Raw genomic sequence first — 19,412 nt, 5'->3', positions numbered from 1 at the left:
GCCTAGCATCTTGGCAGCACCCCGGACCGAAATCCCGCGCACTGTGCTTCAATTGCCGCGCATGCGGAGATAGGAAGATGGCCGTGTCGGACGATGAGTTCAATCCTGAGGAAGACGAAGCGCAGGGTTTGCGCAAGGTCATCCATGTCGACATGGACGCCTTCTTCGCAAGCGTCGAGCAGCGCGACAATCCGGAGCTGCGCGGCAAACCGATCGCAGTCGGCGGCGGCGGCGGGCGCGGTGTGGTCGCCGCCGCCAGCTACGAAGCGCGCAGGTTCGGAGTGAGGAGCGCGATGCCCTCGGTCACGGCGAAGCGGCTGTGCCCCGACTTGATCTTCGTGCGCCACCGGTTCGACGCCTACAAGGAAGCGAGCCGCCAGATCCGCGAGATCTTCCTCGACTACACTCCGCATGTCGAACCCCTGAGCCTCGACGAGGCCTATCTCGACGTCACCGAGGACTTGCAGGGCGTCGGGTCCGCCACCCGCACCGCGCAGCTGATCCGCGAGCGCATCCGCGCCGAGACGAACCTCACCGCCAGCGCGGGGGTCAGTTACAACAAGTTCCTCGCCAAGCTCGCCAGCGACCAGAACAAGCCCGACGGGCTGTGTGTCATCAGGCCGGGCGAAGGGGCGACCTTCGTCCAGTCGCTACCGATCCGGCGGTTCCATGGCGTCGGCCCCAAGGGCGCGGAGAAAATGGCGCGGCTGGGGATCGAAACCGGGGCCGATCTGGCGGCGAAGGACCTTGCCTGGCTCAAGGCGCATTTCGGCAGTTTCGGCGACTATCTCTACCGGGCGGCGCGGGGAATCGATCTGAGGCCCGTGCGCGCCGACCGCATCCGCAAGTCGGTCGGCGGAGAGCGGACCTTCAGTGTCGACCAGCACGAGCCCGACGAGCTGCGCGAAACGCTGGAGCGGATCATCGCCATCGTCTGGGACAGCGTGGAGCGGACCAGGGCCAGGGGGCGGACGGTCACGCTGAAGATGAAATACAACGATTTCCGATCGGTCACCCGCGCCCATTCGGTGCCGCATTATGTCGCCGGTGCGGAGGAGTTCGCGACCATTGCCCGCGACTTGCTGGAGGCCCAATTGCCCCTGCCGCTGCCGATCAGGCTGATGGGCCTGACGCTGTCCAACCTCGAACAGGAGGCCGAAGTGACAGCCGGGCGCACCGCCCGGAAATCGGGCCAGCTACCGCTGTTCTAGGCCTGCCCCTGCATTTCCGAACGCCAGCGGTCGAGCCGCGTGCGGGTCGTGCGCCCCTGCGGCTCGGGCAGCGAATGGCGCGGAAAGAAACGGGCTTCCACAACTTCGCGCCGGTCGACCTGCGGATACTGGTCGGTCACCGCATGGAACAGGTGCGTGGTGTGCGGTGATCCGGAGATCGTATCCTCGACGATGCCGAGCAGCGTCACCCGTGCAAGTTCGATCCGCAGTTCCTCGTATACCTCGCGCAGCGCCGCGGCTGCCGGATCCTCACCGCGGCCGATGCCGCCGCCTGGCAGCGACCAGACCGCCGGACCGTAGCTGTGCCGCAGCATCAGCACCTCGCCCTCGAGGTTGCAGATGATGACCCCGCATCCATAGAGCCGGGTCTTGCGCCAGCGCCGCCAGCGGTGCCTGATGGCGTGCGCCAGAGGCAGCAGCGCGCGGTGGACGGGACTGGGAATCAGGTGAAGCATGTCACCTGTTGCTGCGCGTTTGCGAGGAGCCGCGCAACCGGAAGATCGTGTTCCCCCCGCAGGGCTTCATCGAAAACAGCCCGCTTGTCCTCCGCCCCTCCCAGAGTGAACAGCACGGCATCGCTGGCCAGCAGGCTGGGGATCGTAAGGGTGATCCGGTCGAACGGAGCATGCGGCGGGAGCGGATCGGGGGTCAGGCGCCGCACCGGCAAGGGATCGGCAGGATCGGGATCGGTGTTGGGAAACAGCGAGGCTATATGTCCGTCTGGCCCCATCCCGAGCCAGGCGAGGGCGAAGCGCGGCGGCGCGGAATCTTCGTTCAGCGCGATGACCTGCGCTCCCACCGGTTCCAGCAAGGCCCGCAGCTTGCCGCTGTTGGATGCCTCGTGATCCTCGGGCACGATCCGGTCATCGTTGGGCCAGACGTCGAGCCGCGCGAAATCCAGCGGCCTCGTCACCAGTTCGGCGATGATCGGGAACGGGGTCGACCCCCCGGGCACGGTTACCGCGACGCGACCGTCGCTCGCCTCTAGGGCCTGTCGCAAGCGGCGTTCAAGCCAGTCGGCAATGCGGACGCCATCGGCATCGTCGATCACGCGGATATCGGTCATGCATCGACCCTAGCCGAAAAGGCCGCATGGGGTCATCCCCCGCGCGGCCCGCATTCGTATCCGCATCGCGCATTTGCGTTACTGAAGAGTGCTCTTGAGGAACCAGATGCGCTGTTCGACCTGATCGGTCATGTCGTCGAGGATGCCGTCGGTGGCGTTGTCGCCGGTCTGCTCGGTCAGGTCCTTCAGCTTCTTGATCCGGTCCAGAACCTTCACGTTGTCGTCATGCAATTCCTTGACCATGGCCTCGGGCTTGAGATCGGTCTTGTCCTGGTCCTTGATCTGCGTGTGCTCGGCAATCGCCCCGATCGAGGTCAGCGTGGCGGCGTCGTTCTTGCGCACGCGTTCGCCGATGACGTCGATGTAGTTGCGGATCTCGACCGCGTGCTCGTCGAACAGCAGGTGCAGGTCGCGGAACCGCGGGCCCTTCACGTGCCAGTGAAAGTTCTTGGTCTTGGTGTAGAGTGCGAAATGGTCGGCCAGCAGCCCGTTGAGTTCGCTGACCAGTGCCTTTTTCGAGTTGTCGCCTGCAGTCGGCATAATCTTTCTCCGTTCCCGTCGGTGTGCTGTGTGCCTATGAAACGCGGCCGCCCCCATTCGGTTTCACCGGATAGGGTGGCGACAGTTATCGACCGGGTCGGTCAGGCCATTCCGCGCACGTCGAGGCCGATGGCCAGCGCCGCAAGGAAAAGCACCGCCGACAAGACGCGGCGGATTGCCCGGAGCGGCAGCGTTTGTCCGAGCGCGGGGCCCATCGCCCATCCGATCGCCAGCGCGCCTGCCCCGCCCAGCGCGCCCCCGGCAGCGGCGAGCCAGGGCAAGGCGGTCCAGGCGGAAACGGCGAAGACGATGAAGCGGCCCGCGTCACCGATCTGGCGGGCCAGCAGGACGAGAAAGGCGGCGAAGACCGAATGGGTCGGCTCGCGCAGGGGCTGCGACCGGATCGGCCAGGCAAGTTCGACGGCCGCCACGGCAAGGGCAATGGCGATCAGCATCCGCCCGGCCTCCGGAAAAAGCTGTGCCGCAACAACCGTCCCTGCCCAGGCCATCAGGCATGACGATGCCAGTGCGGCCAGCAGGCCCGCAACTAGGACGCCTGGCCCAGTCCGGCCGGAAAGCTGGGCCATCAGCAACTGGTCGCGCGCGCCCAGCGACACCAGCAGCACCAGCGCGAAACCGAAGAGGAACGACGACACCTTCGCAGCGCCTCAGGCGGCCCAGGGTCCGACGATGGCGAGCGTGGCAGCCGGGCTGTAGACATTGACGAACAGGGTCCTGCCGTCGGGCGAGAAACACGCCCCCGCCAGTTCGGTCTGAGCCCTCAGCCGGGCGATGTCGTAAGGTCGCCCCGCGCGGTCGATCCCGCGCAGATGGTTGTCGACGACATCGGTGTACTGGTCTTCGCAAACGACCAGGTGGCCGTTGGGCGCGACCGTCAGGTTGTCGCCGAAATTGAATTGGTCGGGGCTGTCGGATTCGAAGAACAGCTCGAGCCGGTCGGCCCTGTCCGAGCGGGAAGGTGTGAGCCGGAAAATCTGCCCCAGCCCGGCCGCACCCCCGCTCGTGCAGCAGAAATAGACCGCATCCTGCCCCATGTGCACGCCTTCGCCCCGGGCAAAGGTCGTCGCCCCTGCGGCGGCACCGCGCTTGCGCAGGTCGTCCAGTGGCGAGGTAACGTCGTCGAGATCGATCCAGCGTGCGGGATAGGCCTGCCCCCGTGCAAGGCGCGGCGCGGACTTGTTGGAACTGTCGCCAAGATCCTTGCCCAGCGAAAGCGCCTGCAGGCGGCCGCCCTTGACCAGCACGCCCGGTTGCGCTGGCAGGAAACGGTAGAACAGCCCGTCGTCCTGGTCTTCGGTCATGTAGACCGCGCCGGTAGCCGGGTCGACGCAGGCCGCCTCGTGATTGAACCGGCCCATCGCCTTGAGCGGCACGGCATCGACCAGCCCGCCCGCGGCGGCCGGCACTTCGAACACATAACCGTGATCGGGCATGGCCGCGAGGCCGCGAGAGCCGGGTTCCTCGCACGTCAGCCAGCTGTTCCAGGGGGTAGTGCCGCCGGCACAATTCCTGACCGTGCCGGCGAGCGTCCGGTAGGCCCGGTCGACCTCGAGGGTCGCGGCGTCGAGCACCACGGTGGTGGTGCCGCCCGGTAGGAATTCTCCGTCGGGCCCCTTACCGTAGCCCTTCGGCAGCTTGCCGCCCGCATCGACGCCCGGCGGGAGCTCGTGATTGCGAACGAGCGCGATCAGGCCGCCGCCGATGTCGAAGCAGCCCATGCCGTCGGCGCGATCCGGCACGGTGAAGCCGTCCTCCATCGTATCGCCCAGACGCGACAGGACGCGGTAGGAAAAGCCGGCCGGCAGGTCGAGCAGGCCCGCCGGGTCGGGCACCAGCGGTCCGTAACCCACCGACGTCCCCCCTCCGCTCGCGAGCCCGCCGCGAAGGGCGCAGCCGCTGGCGACAAGCGCGGCGAAAGCGCTGCCGGTGGCTGCCATGAACCTCCGGCGATCGGTGACGGGCTGGGCGGACATCGGCTTTGACTCCAGTTCTGTTCCGGGGCCATAGCAGGCGCAAGGGTCGATGGGAGGCCCAAGCGAGGGGAGAGACACATGAATTTCGCTGACGGCCACGCCGCCATCGTTACGGGGGGAGCCTCGGGCCTCGGCCACGCCAGCGCTGTCGCGCTCGCCGAGGCCGGTTTCAAGGTTGCCATCTTCGACATCAATACCGGCGAGGGGCCAGCCAAGGCCGAGGCGATCGGGGCGACGTTCCATCACGTCAACATCATGGACGAACAATCGGTGGTCGATGGCTTCGCCGCCGCCCGCGCCGCCAACGGGCAGGAACGCCTGACCGTCCACTGCGCCATGGCGAGCAAGCGCGGCAAGACGATCAGCTGGGACAAGGAGAACGGCTGCTACAAGAAGCTGCCGACGGAAGATTACGCCTTCGGCGCCGAAGGCATACTGACGGCGAGCTTCCGCATCGCCAGCCACTCGGCCCTCGGCATGGCCAACAGCGGTCCCGTGACCGAGGACGGCGAGCGCGGGGCGATCATCCTCACCGCCAGCGTCGCGGCGCAGGACGGGCAGATCGGCCAGGTCATCTACGGTAGCTGCAAGAACGGTGTGAACGGCCTCGTCCTGCCCATGGCGCGCGACCTGATGGACCTCGGCATCCGGGTCAATTCGATCATGCCGGGCATATTCGCGACCCCGCTGATGCTGGGAATGAAGGACCGCAACCCGCAGATGTGGGACCAGCTCAACGCCAGCGTGCCCTTCCCCAAGCGGCTCGGCCATCCGGAGGAATTCGCCTCGCTGGTGCTGGAAATCGCCCGCAACGGTTACATCAACGGCCACCAGTTCCGTCTCGACGGCGCGATCCGGATGCCGCCGAAATAGGAGGGGACGCATGACCGCAGCGACCAACGAATACCCGACGAGAGCCTATGGCGCGACCGCGCCTGACAGCGGGGTCGGCCCGATGGACATTACCCGCCGGGGCCTGCGCGCCGACGATGTGCTGATCGACATCAGCCATTGCGGCATTTGCCATTCGGATCTCCACACGGCGCGCAACGACTGGGGCCGCACGACCTACCCCTGCGTTCCGGGCCACGAGATCGTCGGCACGGTAGCGGCAGTGGGCGACGGCGTGACGCGGCACGAGGTAGGCGACCGCGTCGCCATCGGCTGCCTCGTCGACAGCTGCAAGGCCTGCGCCCACTGCGAGCAGGACCTCGAACAATATTGCCTCAACGGCTCGGTCGGCACCTATGGCGGGCGCGACCGGATCGACGGATCGGTCACCCATGGCGGCTATTCGACGCGCATCGTCTGCCGCGACGAATTCGTGCTCAAGGTGCCCGAGGCGCTGAGCAGCGAGCACGCGGCGCCGCTGCTCTGCGCCGGGATAACGACCTATTCCCCCTTGCGGACCTGGAAGGTCGGCCCGGGCAGCAAGGTCGCGGTGGCGGGGCTTGGCGGGCTCGGCCACATGAGCGTGAAGTTTGCCGTGGCGATGGGCGCCGAAGTCACTGTGCTCAGCCGCACCGAGGACAAGCGGCAGGATGCAATTGCGCTGGGTGCGCACGATTTCCTCCTCACCACCGACAAGGGGGCGATGAAGGCTAAGACCGGGTATTTCGACCTGGTGCTCAACACCATTCCGGTCCGCCACGACGTCGCGCCCTATCTCCACCTGCTGCGGATCGACGGGGCGCAGGTGCTGGTCGGCATGATCGAGAAAATGCCGGAACTGCATTCGGGCATATTGCTGGGGCGCAAAATCCTCACCGGCAGCGGCATCGGGGGCCTCGCGGAAACGCAGGAGATGCTCGACCTGTGTGCCGAGAAGGGCATCGTGCCGGAAATCGAAGTGATCCCCATGCAGGACATCAACGCGGCCTACGAGCGCATGGAACGCAGCGACGTCAAATACCGCTTCGTGATCGACATGGAGAGCCTGCGCGCGGCCTAGCTGGCGATCAGATGCACCAGTCGAGTTGCTGCCCGCGCTGGTTCGACCGGTCGACCCGCACGCGGTTGGTCACCATGCGCGCGTGCAGGCGGCGGACGACCGTGCTGCCGGTGTGCTGGAACAGGAAGGGAAAGATGCCGTGCAGAAGGCAGGCGATCCCCGCCCCCAGCATGGGCCAGCCGAAGCTGCTCGCCACGCGCATGTGCTCGAAATAGGTTTCGCCAACGGATTCGGGATGCGCGGTGAAGAGTTTCATGGGCTGTTCCGTGGTTGCGATTGCGACGTCTTCCCGACCGCCTATGCCACACCACGATGCAAGAAAAAACCGCGCGTCGGAACGTGGCCCACACTCTCATATTGACCGCGCCGACACCTTCAGGCAAGCGCGCGGCCGCGCCGAAGATACGTCGACGAAGCGCCAAAGATGCGGGTGTAGCTCAATGGTAGAGCAGCAGCTTCCCAAGCTGACGACGAGGGTTCGATTCCCTTCACCCGCTCCAGATCTACTCCCGGAAGTCAGAATCCGAACCTGAGCCCGCCCCACACCGTGCGCGGTGCGCCGAGATCGATGCTGCCGCCGGCATTGCGGGTGACGACGGTCTCGCCGGTCAGGTTTTCGCCGCGCAGCACCAGCGAAACACGACCGGCAAGCGGCACTTCCGCAAAGGCGCCGAGAGTCGTCGCGGGGGGCAGCACATCGGCCTCGAGGTCGTCTTCGAACTGCGCGCCGACATGGCGCAGCGTGATCGCCAGCAGTCCGCCCTCGAAGGGCGTCCATCCGAGAGTCGCCGCCGCAGCCCAGCGAGGGGTTTGCGCGGGCCGGTTGCCGTCGAGTGCGAGCGACGGGCCGGACCCCCGCACTTCGGCATCGGTCCAGGCAAGCGTACCGTCGAAGCTGACCTGTCCGCGCGTGATCCGCGTGCCGAGCTCCAGCCCCTGAGCCTCGATCGCCGGCAGGTTCTGCCGCTGTCGCAGGTTCGGGGCCAGCGTGACATTGGCGATGGCGTCCTTCACCCGGTTGTCGAATGCGGTGAGGGAGACTTCCACGCCCTCCGCCGGGGTCCAGTCGAACCCGGCTTCGAAGCCTTCGAGCCGCTCCACGCCGAGCCCGGCATTGGCCTGTGTGGTCACCGGGAACACCACGAAGGGGCGGTACAATTCATTCAACGTCGGCAGGCGCAGGCCGCTGTAGGCGGCTGCCCTAAGCGACAGGGTTTCGCCGACACGGTAGAGTGCCCCGCCCCGCCAAGTAACGGTCCAGTCGGTCTGGTCGGCGAAGCGGTTGTCGATCGTCACCGCGCCGGCCGGCGTGCTTTCCTGGAAGAAGCCGCCCGTGATCGCGGTGCGGTCGGCCCGGAGACCGCCGGTGAGGACCACTCGCCCCAAGGTCCAGTCGTTCTCGACGAACAGTGCCAGGTCGCTCGTCGCCCCGCCGGCGCGGCGGCGCGCGGTGACCTGGCCGGTGAAGGCGCTGATCGCCTGTTCCTGCATCTCGCCATCGGCGCGGCGATAGTCGATGCCGACGCGCAGCACATGGTCATCGCCGACCGGCGGGCGCAATTCGAGCTTGCCGCCGATTCCGGTGGCCGGCGTATCGCTCTGGTCGAGCACCGGCACGAACCGCGTCGCACTGACCACGACATTGGTGAAATTGCGCGCCTGGAGATAGGCCAGCGCATCGAACTGCCAGGCACCCCGCCCGACGATGCGCAGGCTGGCATCCTGCCCGGTGGCGCTGCTGTCGGCCCCATCGAAACGCAAGGTGCGGCGATCGTCGAAGGCCAGCAGGCGCGCCCGCAATTCCAGCGTATCGGACAGGGGTGCAACCATGCGCAGCTGGCCGGCGATGCTGTCGAAAGCGGCCGGTACGCTCGCGGCGACACGCTGGTCGGCGGGCGTGGTCTGAAACCCGTCACCGCGGTCCCATCGGCCGCCCGCCGCCACATAGCCAGTGCCGACCCGCGTCGCGATGCCCGCGCTCGTCTCCGTCTCGCCACGGTCGTTGACGAGGGCGGAGGCGGTCAGCGGGCCGAGCGTGTCGATGTCGGCACTGTCGATGGCGATTGTGCCCGCCAGTGCCCCTGTGCCGAACGGCCCCGATCCTCCGCCGCGCGTGATGCGGATGCTGCCGACCTGTTCCGGCAGCAGCGCGGCAAAGGGAATGAAACCGAAAAACGGATCGCCCATCGGCACCCCGTCGAGCGTCACCAGCGCCCGGCTCGAGGCATTGCCGCCGAGCGCGCGCAAGGTAACGCCCTGCGCGCTGGGATTGGCGGAGCGACTGTCGGAACGGCGGAATTGCTGGAACCCGGCGACTGCGCCCAGCGCTTCCTCGATACGTCCCGACGGGGCGGAGATCACTGTCTCGCGATCCAGTTCACGCACCGAATAGGCCGGCTCGGCCGGCGTATCCGGCAGGCCCTGTCCCGTCACGACAATGACCCTCTGGTCGGCAGGGTCCTGCGCCAGTGCGGGAACGGAAAGCGCGAGCAGGGGCAAATGCACGAAGTACTTCATGCCTGCTGCCCTAGCGGCCCGAAAGCGCCGCGTCAGCCTCGGTCTCGCAAGACTCGCCAATCCTCCGCAGATGTGCTTATCTCGTATCCGTTGCAGGAGAGGACTTAATCCATGAGCGACATCGAAACCGATTTCGACGTCCTGATCGTCGGTGCCGGAATCAGCGGGATCGGCATGGCGGCGCACATGGAAATGATGTGCCCCGATCACAGCTATGCCATCGTCGAAATGCGCGAAAACCTCGGCGGGACGTGGGACCTGTTCCGCTATCCCGGCATCCGCTCGGACAGCGACATGCACACGCTTGGTTTCGTGTTCGAACCGTGGAAGCACGAGAAGTCGATCGCCGATGCGCCCTCGATCCTCGAATATCTCAACCGCATCGTCGACGAGCGCGGCATCCGCCAGCATATCCGCACGGGGCACCGCGTCCTGAGCGCCGACTTCGACCGATCGACCGCACGGTGGACCGTCACGGTCCAGCTCAAGGATGGCGAGAAGAAGCGGTTGACCGCGAATTTCCTCTACCTTGGCTCAGGCTACTACGATTACGACGAACCCTATGACGCGGGCTTCCAGACCGGCGGGTTCAGGGGCCGGGTTATCCATCCGCAGTTCTGGCCCGAGGATCTGGACTATTCCGGCAAGAAGGTGGTCGTGATCGGCTCCGGCGCAACGGCAGTCACCATCGTCCCGTCGATGGCCGACAAGGCGGCGCATGTGACCATGCTCCAGCGCACGCCGACCTGGATGTTCAGCCGCCCGGCCAAGGATGCGGTCGCCAATTTCCTGCGCAAGGTCCTGCCCGAAGAGACGGCCTACAGGATCACCCGGTGGAAGAACATCAAGCTGCAGGACATCGGCTTCAAGTCCGCCCGCAACAAGCCCGAAAAGGTCAAGAAGGGCCTCTACAAGCGGATCGAGAAAGCGCTCGGCAAGGATTTCGACAAGGCTGCCTTCACCCCGCCCTACAATCCCTGGGACCAGCGCCTGTGCTTGGTGCCGGACAATGACCTGTTCGAAGCGATGAAGGCCGGCAAGGCTTCGGTGAAGACGGGCAAGATCGCCCGGTTCCTCGAAAACGGCATAGAACTCGACAATGGCGAGGTGCTGGAAGCCGACATCATCGTCACGGCAACCGGCCTCAAGCTGGCGGTCGCCGGCAAGATCGCGGTTTCGGTGGATGGCGAGCCGGTCGATTTCAGCAAGCGGTTCTACTACAAGGGCTGCATGTTCTCGAACCTGCCCAACCTGGCGGTGGTGTTCGGATACCTCAACGCCAGCTGGACGCTGCGGGCGGATATCAATTCCGACTATGTCTGCCGCGTGCTGAACAGGATGAAGGCGACCGGCACGCAAATCGCGGAACCGGTGCTGACCGCCGAGGCGGAAGCCGCCATCGAGGAAGACGATATCTTCGATTTTTCCAGCGGCTACATCCAGCGCGGCAAGCACATCATGCCGCGCAATTCGGTGGCATACCCGTGGCGGCTCAACCAGGAGTATGTGCTCGACCGGAAACGGATGCAGCAGGATCCGGTCGACGACGGCCTGCTCGCCTTCCGGCGTGCGGGGGCGAACGCGATCGGTGTCGACGAAATGCTGGAAGCGGCAGAGTAGCGCTTGCCGCCGGCTTCGCTTAGGCAGGCGGGATGACCACGAATCCCGAACGCATCTATACCGCCGCCCTGATCGTCATCGGCGATGAAATCCTGTCCGGCCGCACGCACGACAAGAACATCGCGCAGGTCGCAAGCTGGCTGCAGGTACAGGGCATTCGCCTCGCCGAAGTGCGCGTGGTGCCCGACGTCATGGAAAGGATCGTTGCGGCGGTAAACGCCCTGCGGGCCGACAATGACTATCTCTTCACTACCGGCGGGATCGGCCCGACCCATGACGATATTACCGTCGATGCCGTGGCCGAGGCGCTCGGCCTCGAAGTCGAGGTCCACCCGGAGGCCCGCGCCATTCTCGAACGGTATTATACCGGTCGCGGCCTCGAACTGACCGAAGCGCGGCTGCGCATGGCCCGGGCCCCGGCAGGGGCCGAACTGATCCCGAACCGTATGTCCGGCGCGCCCGGGATCAGGATCGGGAATATCTTCCTGATGGCGGGTGTGCCCCATATCACGGCCGGCATGCTCGATGCGCTGACCGGCACGCTCGAAGGCGGCGCGCCGTTGCTGAGCGCGACAATCGGATGCTGGACACCGGAAAGCGAGGTCGCGGACATCCTCCGGGCGACGGAAAAAGCGCACGACCAGTGCCAGATCGGCAGTTACCCGTTTTTCCGCGAAGGCAGGGTCGGCGCGAATTTCGTCATCCGCTCGACCGATGCGGGTGCATTGCGGGCATGCACCGACGCGCTCGTGCGGGAGCTTGAGGCGTCCGGTACGGACTGCGTCACCGGCGGGATCTAGCGCCCGGCACAGCGCCTGCGCCCGCCGCATGGTCAGGGAGGCGACACCTTACCTTAACCCGTCCGCGTTACATTCTGCCCGGGTTTGATCCAAAGCGGGGCGCAGCGTCCCGGAAGGAGGGCCGTCACGGCCTCGTGAGGGCCATGACGACCGGACGTGCTACAGGAAAAGCGAGCGTTCCCGCGGACAGGAATGGGCACTGTCAGGTCCTTTCGCGCGTTGGCGGGTGTCCATCAGGCTCGCCTTGCTTGCACCACCCGGAAAGCCGGAGCGCGTAGGCCGATGCCTGTCCGGACCATTCCCGTGCGCTTCACGCTCGGCTCGCGGCACCTGCTGTCGATCGAGAAGCGGCTGGTCTCGCTGAGTTTCTCGCTCGACGATGTGCTTGCCCGCCGCATACCCGTGACAATCGGCGTCGGCTCGCACGACGGACTGCGGGTCCATTCGGTCCCGCGCGACCTGATGGATACAGTCGTGGCGCAGCACCCGGGCTTCGTGATCGGCGGCCGGCAGGACTACCGCCGCTACTATATCGACATGGCTGGCAGCTATGACGACTATCTGGCGCGATTTTCTGGCAAGACCCGGTCCACCCTTCGCCGCAAGGCGCGGAAACTGGCGGAGGAAGTCGGCGGGGCGCTGGACGTGAGCGAGCATCGCACACCCGCCGAGGTCGCGGCATTCCTGGCCGAAGCCTTGCCGCTGTCCGCCCGCACCTACCAGGCCCGCCTGCTGGACGCCGGTCTGCCAGAGGACGAGGCTGGCCGTGCCGCCATCATGGCCAAGGCCGCAGCGGGCGAGATGCGCTGCTTCCTGCTGCGGGCGCAGGGCAAGGCCATCGCCTACCTCTCGCTGCCGGTGGAAGGCGAGACGCTGGTCTACGCCCACCTCGGTTACGATCCCGACTGGGCGCGGCTGTCGCCCGGCACCGTACTGCAGATGCACGCGCTGGAGTGCCTGTTCGCCGAGCGCCGGTTCCGCTGGTTCGACTTCACCGAAGGCGAAGGCGCGCACAAGGAACTGTTCGGCACCGGCAGCGTGGAATGCGCGAGCTTCCTGCTGCTCAAGGGCAGTATTGCGAACCGCTTCCTGCTCGGCTCGCTGTCAGCATTCGATGGAACGGTAGCCGCAGCCAGGGCGCTAGCCGAGAAGAGCGGCGCACTGGCCCAAGCGCGCAGGGTACTGCGCGGCTGACACGCAAAAGGGCCGGAGGTTCGCACCCCCGGCCCCTTGCTTGTTTGACCCGGAAGCGAGGCGGTGGCGTGATGCGCTGCCGCTTCGCTGCCTGCGCGCCTTACGCGCCTTCGACTTCCGCCAGGTCGACCTTCAGGCCCGGGCCCATCGACGAGGTCAGCGTGACCTTGCGGACGTACTTGCCCTTCGAGCCCGAGGGCTTGGCCTTGACGACGGCGTCGGTCAGGGCGGCGAAGTTCTTTTTCAGGTCTTCGTCCTTGAACGACAGCTTGCCGATGCCGCTGTGGATGATGCCCTGCTTCTCGACGCGGAATTCGACCTGGCCCGCCTTGGCGTCCTTGACCGCCTGTTCGACGTTCGGGGTCACGGTGCCGAGCTTCGGGTTCGGCATCAGGCCCTTCGGGCCCAGCACCTTGCCGAGACGACCGACGACACCCATCATGTCCGGGGTCGCGATGACGCGGTCGTAGTTCAGATTGCCTGCGGCCATGTCTTCCATGAGGTCTTCCGCACCGACCTTGTCGGCGCCGGCGGCCAGCGCCTTGTCGGCGTTGTCGCCACGGGCGAACACAGCAACGCGGACGTCCTTGCCGGTGCCGGCCGGGAGCGAAACCATGCCGCGGACCATCTGGTCGGCGTGACGCGGATCGACACCCAGGTTCATCGCGACTTCGACGGTTTCGTCGAACTTCTTCGACGCATATTCGCGCAGCGTGCTGAGCGCTTCGTCGACGGTGTAGAGCTTTTCGCCATCCAGCTTTTCGGCCAGCAGCTTCGCCTTCTTGGTTGCAGTTGCCATGATCTTAGCCCTCCACCACGCTGAGGCCCATCGCGCGGCACGAACCTTCGATGATCTTCATGGCCTGGTCGATATGATTCGCGTTGAGATCCGCCATCTTCAGCTCGGCGATTTCCTTCAGCTGGGCCTGGGTGATGGTCCCGGCAGAAACCTTGCCCGGCTCCTTGGAACCAGACTTCAGCTTGGCGACCTTCTTGATGAGGTAGGTGGCCGAAGGCTGCTTGGTGATGAAGGTGAACGAACGGTCTGCATAGACGGTGATCACGGTCGGGATCGGCGCGCCCTTCTCGAGGCTGTCCGTCGCGGCGTTGAAAGCCTTGCAGAATTCCATGATGTTCACGCCGCGCTGGCCGAGTGCCGGCCCGAGCGGAGGCGAGGGGTTGGCGGTGCCGGCAGGCACCATCAGCTTGATATAGCCGTCGATCTTCTTGGCCATGGGGCCACTCCTTTTCTCACTGTCGCCGCGCCTGTTTCCAGCCGCAGCTCATGGTAAGCGGTCAGCGGTCCGGCGAACCGAACCTCCCGCGGGTTTCCCGATCGATGTCAGGGAAGGCGCGCGCATAGCGGAATGCGCGGCAAATGCAAGGGGCATCGCCCGGTTTGGCCCTGCGGCCCACCTTGCGGGCCGGCACTGGACGGCTATGGTCCCACACGGAGGGAGGAACCATTCCATGGCTATGGAAATGACCCGCAGGCAAGGCTTGCTGCTAGGCGCTGCCGCAGGCGCGGCGGGCCTTGTTGCCCCGACTCGCGCCCGAGCAGGCAAGAGCGGGCCTTACGACGTCGCCGTGGTGGGCGCGGGCGTCTTCGGGGCCTGGTCCGCCGCCATGCTGGCGCGGCGCGGTCTGCGGGTCGCCCTCGTCGACCAGTACGGCCCGGCCAATGCGCGGGCGTCCTCTGCCGGTGAGAGCCGCGTTACCCGCCTCTCCTACGGCGGCGACACGATCTATTCGGCGATGGCGCTCGAATCGCTCGCCGAATGGCAGGCGCTGTCCGACCGGAGTGCCCTGCCCCTGCTCCATCGCACCGGCGTGCTGTGGTTTTCGCCCGATGCCGACCGGTACATGGCATCGAGCATCGCCTGGCTCGAAGCCAACGGGCGCACATTCTGGCGCGGCGACGCCGCCATGCTCCGCGAACGATTCCCCCAGATCCGTTTCGAAGACGGAGAGGCCGGTTTCGTCGAAGCGGAAACGGGCGCACTGATGGCCGGACGCGCGGTCCAGTCGCTCATTGCCGATGCCGGGCTGGCGGTGATCCATGCCGAGGCAGGAGCGCCGCAAAGGCTGTCCAGCGGTTCGTGGCAGGTGTGCGACGGGGTCGAGGCCGGCAAGGTCGTCTATGCCTGCGGCCCGTGGCTGGGCAAACTCTTCCCCGAGGTGCTGGCCGGCCGGATCGTCCCGACGCGGCAGGAAGTGCTCCACTTCGGCAGCGCGGCCGGGGATGACCGGTTCAAGTCGCCCGCACTGCCCGTCTGGGCCGACTTCAACGGCGGCGAGATCGTCTATGGCCTGCCCGACCTCGAACAGCAGGGTTTCAAGATTGCCTTCGACAAGCATGGCGCGGAGGTCGATCCGGACACGCAGGACCGGCGCGTCGCCGCGGAAACGGTCGAAGCGGCGCGCGATTACCTCTCCCGCCGGTTCCCCGACCTGGCATCGGCGCCGCTGGTTCATTCGCGGGTCTGCCAGTACGAGAATTCATCGAACGGCGATTTCCTGATCGACCGCCTGCCGGGGTACGACGATATCTGGCTGGTAGGCGGCGGGTCGGGTCACGGGTTCAAGCACGGGCCGGCGGTTGGCCGACGTGTCGCCGATCACATCACCGACGCCGCGCTTCCGATCGAACCGCGTTTCTCGCTCGCCACGAAGGGGACGGTCGCGGCCCGCAGCGTTTACTGACGGCCTGGCGGCCCGGTCAGCGGGCGCGAATTCGTTCGAGAAAGCTGTCCACCTCTGCCCGCAGATCGTCGGCCTGCTGCTCGAGCTCGGTCGACGAAGCCAGCACCTGGCTGGCGGCCGCGCCGGTCGACAGCGACAGCTCGCGCACGTCCTCGATATGGGTGGACACGGCGTTGGTCGCGCGCGCAGCCATGTCGATGCTTCGGGCAAGGTCCTGCCCGGCGACAGACTGCTGGTCCACCGCGCTGGCAATCGAAATTGCGGTCGATTCGAGTTGACCGACCTGCTGGCCGATCCGCCGCAGCGCCGTGACGCTGGCACCGGTCGATTGCTGGATGGCGGCAATCCTGTCGGCCACCTTCTCGGTCGCCTGGCTCGTCTGCGCGGCGAGTTCCTTGACCTCGGATGCGACCACCGCGAAACCGCGCCCCGCCTCGCCGCCGCGAGCGGCCTCGATCGACGCATTTAGCGCGAGCAGGTTGGTGCGCCGGGCGATCGACTGGATCATGTCCACGATCTGGCCGATTTCCTCGGCAGCATCGGACAGGGCCGAGATAGTCTGGTCGGCCTCGACGGCAGTGCCGCTGGCTTCGCGGGCAAGCTCCGCCGACGATGCGGCCTGACGGCTGATTTCTCCGATCGACATGGCGAATTCGTCGCTCGCGGCTGCCGCGGCATTGGCCCCGGCGTTCGCTTCGGCCATGGCCTGGACGACCCGGCCTGTCTGGAGCGTCGATTGTTCGGCCGCCCCTGCCATGGTTCCGGCAGTGCCCCGGAGCTGGCTCGATGCGGCGGCGACCCCGCTGACCACGCCGCCGATGGTCCGCTCGAATTGCGATGCCAGCTCGCCCAGCAGCCGCCGGCGTTCCTCGCTGGCCCGTTCCTGCTGCTCGAGTTCCGTGGCAGCGCGCTCGGCGCGCTCTGCGGCCCATTGTTCGAGACGAACATTAGCCTTCTTGAACAGGGCCAGCGCCCGCAGCATTTCGCCCACCTCGTCCTTGCGCTCGATACCGTCGATATCGAAATGCCGGTCGCCCTTGGCGAGCCGGCTCATGCCCCCGGCAATTTCGCCGATCTTGGCACCGAGGTCGCGCGCCAGCGCTCTCGATCCCGCCAGGAGGATGGCGACCGCCATGGCGGCAGCAAGTGCGAGGACAACCAGCAGGCGGGTATAGTAGCCGCGGCTCGATGCCTCGATTGCTGCCGCCCTGCCGGTCAGGTCGCGCTCGAACGCTTGGGCCTGCGTGTAGAGCTCGTCACCAAGCGTGGAGAGCTGGAAAGCGAGGTCACTCGATCGCTTGCTCGCGCCTTCGCGGGCGATGTTGGCGACCAGCTCGTCGAACTTGGCCTCGTATGCGGCAAAGGCACCGCGCATCTGTTCGAGCCTCGGAGCGGCTTCGGGCATCCTTGCGGCGACCACCGCATCGATGGCGGCAATCTCGTTCTTGGCCTTGCGGTATCCCTGCTGCTGCCGGTCGAGCGCAACCTTTTCCCGGGCGAAGATGAAACGCACCGCATTGTAGCGGAATTCCCCCGTAGTGCTGCGCAGGTCCGCCGACGCCTTGACCGCCCCCTGCACCTCGGCGAGCGCCTGCGAACGGCTGTCGAGTTCGGAAATGCCGATCGCAAGGACCAGCCCCATCAGGGCGAATATGCCGAGAAAGCCGCCGAAGACGGCGCCCAGCTTGTGCTTGACCGGCAGGTTGCGGAACCAGCCGGACAGGCTCCCTCTGCGAGCCGGGGCTGCAAAATCGGAAGGTGCCTGAAGTTCTGCCTGGAGTTGGCGGGCGACGTCTTCGATGGCGCTCATGCTGGATCCCTTTCGGGGCGGTAACGGGGTCGCTTTCCCCGCAAGCCTTCCGCCCGACGGCCGGGTCTTATGTTACAATTCTAAATTTTGGCTAAAGCCCATGTTTACTTTGTTCTGCGGCCGGTCGACCTGCGCGCGGCAATACACCCCAAGCAAAAGGGCCCGCCGGTGTTCCCGGCGAGCCCTTCGAATTTTTTCCGAAGCGTGATCGTTACTTGGCCAGTTCGACCTGCTCGAAGTCCAGCTCGACCGGAGTCGCGCGGCCGAAGATCGAAACCGACACCTTGACCTTCGCCTTGTCGAAGTCGAGTTCCTCGACCAGCCCGTTGAAGCTGGCGAAGGGCCCGTCGAGAACCTTCACGCTGTCGCCGATTTCGTAATCGACACTGATATCGCGCTTCGGTGCGGCCTTGGCTTCCTCGACGCCGCCGAAATAGCGGGCGGCCTCGCGCTCGCTGATCGGCTGCGGCTTGTTGTTCGTGCCGAGGAAGCCGGTCACCTTGGGGGTGTTCTTGACCAGGTGGTAGACATCGTCGGTCAGCTTGAGCTTGGCGAGCACGTAGCCGGGCATGAACTTGCGCTCGACCTGCACTTTCTTGCCGCGCTTCACTTCCGTCACGGTTTCGGTCGGGACCTGCACGTCCTCGACCGCCTCGGACAGGCCCAGGCGCTCGGCCTCGGAAATGATCGAATCGCGGACCTTGTTCTCGAAGCCCGAGTAGGCGTGAATGATGTACCAGCGTGCCATCAGTGGTTCCGTTGTTTGCTGTGGGCCGCAATGGGCCGGAAAATCAGGCGAGCGACATCAGCCAGTTGACGATGGCGCTGAAGACCGAATCGACGCCGAGGAAGAACAGCGACAGCACGAGCATCAGTATGCCGACGAAAATCGCCGTGCGGACCGTTTCCTCGCGCGTCGGCCAGACGACCTTGGCGGTTTCGCTGCGCACCTGGCGAAAGAACTCGCCGGGTGCGGTTTTCTTCTTTGTCACATCTTCGGCCATGGCCGCTCTCGCTCGCAATAGTTTCAGACGCCTTCCGGGTAGCCCCCATCGCCGCCCCGGTCGAGGACCGGGAGGGGCTGGTGAGTCTCCGATGTCGGGAGGCCCGACCGCATCTAGTGGCGGCGTCCGGCAAAAGCAAGCGGATCGCACAGCCCTTGCCGCACGGCCGGTTGGTGCGGCGCTGCAATGAAAAATCAACCATCCGCCTCTATCGCGCCAGCACCATCAACAGGATGGCACCAAGAAAGAAGGGACGGGGCGGCCACTGCCGCTCCGTCCCTTTTTCGCACTGCCGGTTGGCCTGGCGCTCAATGAAGGCCGAACAGGCGGGCCAGCAAGCCGGGGGTTTGCATCGGCCTGACCGGACCATGCCGCATCCGGCGATAGGTCGATTCCGGCAGCGGCCTCAAAGTGCCTGCGACAGCACCGGGATTGTCGCCTCTGGTGATGTTGGACATCGCGCGCTTCCTTGCAGAAATCGGCCGATTGGCCTGCAAGGTACAATCGCAGCCCGACCATTCGGTTCCCGGCGGGTCATGCGGAGGGCTCGTGTCAATCCATGCGCAGCAAGCGGCTTATCCAGCCGACCTGTCCCATCGGCTGCACGGGCCCGTAGGCCATGTAACGCAGGCTCGCGTCGCTATAAGGCCGCGGGCAGGTCCAGTTGTCCGGGCGGCTGCTGCGATAGCTTTGGCTGCTCATGATTACGCACCTTTCGTCGATAACCGCTAATCGGTTCATCGATGAATTTGCACGGTTCACCTTGCCATATCCTGAATTGAGCGGCGCACGGGCTGGCCCGATTGCGAAAATCGCAACCGGCACGAATTTCCGATGTGAGGAAATGGCAGGGGTGACAGGATTCGAACCCGTGGCCCTCGGTTTTGGAGACCGATGCTCTACCAGCTGAGCTACACCCCTGCAGCGAGCCGGGCCTCTAGGACAAAGCGGCGCCGGGGTGCAAGCACCAATTGCGCCAGC

At 65.9% G+C, this 19,412-nt stretch carries 21 protein-coding genes and 2 tRNA genes; 8 read left to right on the top strand and 15 right to left on the bottom strand.

Annotated features, from left to right (window positions below; genetic code table 11):
* The first annotated feature begins 77 nt into the window (after positions 1–77).
* Positions 78–1,211: a DNA polymerase IV gene (dinB, locus tag WAB17_RS08445; RefSeq protein WP_435416915.1), complete on the top strand. Its 1,134-nt coding sequence runs from the start codon at positions 78–80 to the stop codon at positions 1,209–1,211.
* Here dinB and WAB17_RS08440 read toward each other — a convergent pair.
* The 5 genes from WAB17_RS08440 to WAB17_RS08420 all read right to left on the bottom strand — a co-directional run bounded on the left by WAB17_RS08440 (position 1,208) and on the right by WAB17_RS08420 (position 4,832).
* The gene (locus tag WAB17_RS08440) at positions 1,208–1,687 is read right to left on the bottom strand and encodes an NUDIX hydrolase (RefSeq protein ID WP_435416914.1); all 480 of its coding nucleotides are present in this window, start codon (positions 1,685–1,687) and stop codon (positions 1,208–1,210) included. The two genes, dinB and WAB17_RS08440, sit on opposite strands and share 4 nt — an antisense overlap.
* On the bottom strand, positions 1,675–2,298 hold the full coding sequence (locus tag WAB17_RS08435; protein WP_435416913.1) for a 6-phosphogluconolactonase: 624 nt from the start codon (positions 2,296–2,298) through the stop codon (positions 1,675–1,677). Before WAB17_RS08435 ends, WAB17_RS08440 begins: the two co-directional genes overlap by 13 nt.
* Before the next feature lie 78 nt (positions 2,299–2,376).
* Positions 2,377–2,838 (bottom strand): Dps family protein, encoded by a 462-nt coding sequence (locus tag WAB17_RS08430; RefSeq protein ID WP_435416912.1) that lies wholly within the window; start codon positions 2,836–2,838, stop codon positions 2,377–2,379.
* Positions 2,839–2,939: 101 nt separating this feature from the next.
* Entirely contained in the window at positions 2,940–3,494 is a 555-nt protein-coding gene (locus WAB17_RS08425) for a TMEM165/GDT1 family protein (RefSeq protein WP_435416911.1), read from the bottom strand.
* A 12-nt stretch (positions 3,495–3,506) separates the two neighbouring features.
* Complete coding sequence (locus WAB17_RS08420) at positions 3,507–4,832, bottom strand: alkaline phosphatase PhoX (RefSeq protein ID WP_435416910.1); 1,326 nt, start codon at positions 4,830–4,832, stop codon at positions 3,507–3,509.
* Positions 4,833–4,910: 78 nt separating this feature from the next.
* On the opposite strand from WAB17_RS08420, the gene WAB17_RS08415 reads away from it, so the two are divergent.
* Both WAB17_RS08415 and WAB17_RS08410 read left to right on the top strand, forming a co-directional pair.
* Positions 4,911–5,705 (top strand): SDR family oxidoreductase, encoded by a 795-nt coding sequence (locus WAB17_RS08415; protein WP_435416909.1) that lies wholly within the window; start codon positions 4,911–4,913, stop codon positions 5,703–5,705.
* Positions 5,706–5,715: 10 nt separating this feature from the next.
* On the top strand, positions 5,716–6,783 hold the full coding sequence (locus WAB17_RS08410; RefSeq protein WP_435416908.1) for an NAD(P)-dependent alcohol dehydrogenase: 1,068 nt from the start codon (positions 5,716–5,718) through the stop codon (positions 6,781–6,783).
* A 7-nt stretch (positions 6,784–6,790) separates the two neighbouring features.
* Here WAB17_RS08410 and WAB17_RS08405 read toward each other — a convergent pair whose 3' ends face one another.
* Positions 6,791–7,039 (bottom strand): DUF6356 family protein, encoded by a 249-nt coding sequence (locus WAB17_RS08405; RefSeq protein ID WP_435416907.1) that lies wholly within the window; start codon positions 7,037–7,039, stop codon positions 6,791–6,793.
* A 170-nt stretch (positions 7,040–7,209) separates the two neighbouring features.
* Between WAB17_RS08405 and WAB17_RS08400 the strand changes: the two genes are divergently transcribed.
* A tRNA-Gly gene (locus tag WAB17_RS08400) sits at positions 7,210–7,283 on the top strand.
* 16 nt (positions 7,284–7,299) lie between these two features.
* Here WAB17_RS08400 and WAB17_RS08395 read toward each other — a convergent pair.
* Positions 7,300–9,300 carry a TonB-dependent receptor gene (locus WAB17_RS08395; RefSeq protein ID WP_435416906.1) on the bottom strand — a complete coding sequence of 667 codons (2,001 nt, stop codon included), beginning with the start codon at positions 9,298–9,300 and terminating at the stop codon, positions 7,300–7,302.
* Between the two features lie 111 nt (positions 9,301–9,411).
* Here WAB17_RS08395 and WAB17_RS08390 point away from each other — a divergent pair, with 111 nt between their 5' ends.
* The 3 genes from WAB17_RS08390 (at position 9,412) to WAB17_RS08380 (ending at position 12,914) form a co-directional block, all read left to right on the top strand.
* Positions 9,412–10,920, top strand: a complete 1,509-nt coding sequence (locus WAB17_RS08390) for a flavin-containing monooxygenase (protein WP_435416905.1) — start codon at positions 9,412–9,414, stop codon at positions 10,918–10,920.
* A gap of 32 nt (positions 10,921–10,952) precedes the next feature.
* Positions 10,953–11,720, top strand: a complete 768-nt coding sequence (locus tag WAB17_RS08385) for a competence/damage-inducible protein A (protein ID WP_435416904.1) — start codon at positions 10,953–10,955, stop codon at positions 11,718–11,720.
* Positions 11,721–12,002: 282 nt separating this feature from the next.
* On the top strand, positions 12,003–12,914 hold the full coding sequence (locus WAB17_RS08380; RefSeq protein WP_435416903.1) for a GNAT family N-acetyltransferase: 912 nt from the start codon (positions 12,003–12,005) through the stop codon (positions 12,912–12,914).
* A 100-nt stretch (positions 12,915–13,014) separates the two neighbouring features.
* Here the strand turns inward: WAB17_RS08380 and rplA are convergent, their stop codons facing one another.
* Positions 13,015–13,713 (bottom strand): 50S ribosomal protein L1, encoded by a 699-nt coding sequence (gene rplA / locus WAB17_RS08375; RefSeq protein WP_435416902.1) that lies wholly within the window; start codon positions 13,711–13,713, stop codon positions 13,015–13,017.
* A 4-nt stretch (positions 13,714–13,717) separates the two neighbouring features.
* The gene (rplK, locus tag WAB17_RS08370; protein WP_435416901.1) at positions 13,718–14,149 is read right to left on the bottom strand and encodes a 50S ribosomal protein L11; all 432 of its coding nucleotides are present in this window, start codon (positions 14,147–14,149) and stop codon (positions 13,718–13,720) included.
* 235 nt (positions 14,150–14,384) lie between these two features.
* On the opposite strand from rplK, the gene WAB17_RS08365 reads away from it, so the two are divergent.
* Complete coding sequence (locus WAB17_RS08365) at positions 14,385–15,617, top strand: FAD-dependent oxidoreductase (RefSeq protein WP_435416900.1); 1,233 nt, start codon at positions 14,385–14,387, stop codon at positions 15,615–15,617.
* Between the two features lie 16 nt (positions 15,618–15,633).
* Here the strand turns inward: WAB17_RS08365 and WAB17_RS08360 are convergent, their stop codons facing one another.
* The 6 genes from WAB17_RS08360 to WAB17_RS08335 form a co-directional block, all read right to left on the bottom strand.
* Positions 15,634–17,427, bottom strand: a complete 1,794-nt coding sequence (locus WAB17_RS08360; RefSeq protein ID WP_435416899.1) for a methyl-accepting chemotaxis protein — start codon at positions 17,425–17,427, stop codon at positions 15,634–15,636.
* A gap of 211 nt (positions 17,428–17,638) precedes the next feature.
* Positions 17,639–18,175: a transcription termination/antitermination protein NusG gene (gene nusG / locus WAB17_RS08355; protein WP_435416898.1), complete on the bottom strand. Its 537-nt coding sequence runs from the start codon at positions 18,173–18,175 to the stop codon at positions 17,639–17,641.
* Positions 18,176–18,218: 43 nt separating this feature from the next.
* Positions 18,219–18,431: a preprotein translocase subunit SecE gene (gene secE / locus WAB17_RS08350; RefSeq protein ID WP_435416897.1), complete on the bottom strand. Its 213-nt coding sequence runs from the start codon at positions 18,429–18,431 to the stop codon at positions 18,219–18,221.
* A 308-nt stretch (positions 18,432–18,739) separates the two neighbouring features.
* Positions 18,740–18,889 carry a hypothetical protein gene (locus WAB17_RS08345; protein ID WP_435416896.1) on the bottom strand — a complete coding sequence of 50 codons (150 nt, stop codon included), beginning with the start codon at positions 18,887–18,889 and terminating at the stop codon, positions 18,740–18,742.
* Between the two features lie 94 nt (positions 18,890–18,983).
* Positions 18,984–19,133, bottom strand: coding sequence for a hypothetical protein (locus WAB17_RS08340; RefSeq protein ID WP_435416895.1), 150 nt, complete (start codon positions 19,131–19,133; stop codon positions 18,984–18,986).
* A gap of 143 nt (positions 19,134–19,276) precedes the next feature.
* Positions 19,277–19,352 (bottom strand) — tRNA-Trp (locus WAB17_RS08335).
* Positions 19,353–19,412 lie beyond the last annotated feature (60 nt).

Source organism: Parerythrobacter aurantius (assembly GCF_045291475.1).
Lineage (GTDB): Bacteria > Pseudomonadota > Alphaproteobacteria > Sphingomonadales > Sphingomonadaceae > Parerythrobacter > Parerythrobacter aurantius.
Note: the sequence above shows the minus strand (reverse complement) of the source record. Positions and strands in the feature narration are given on the sequence as shown.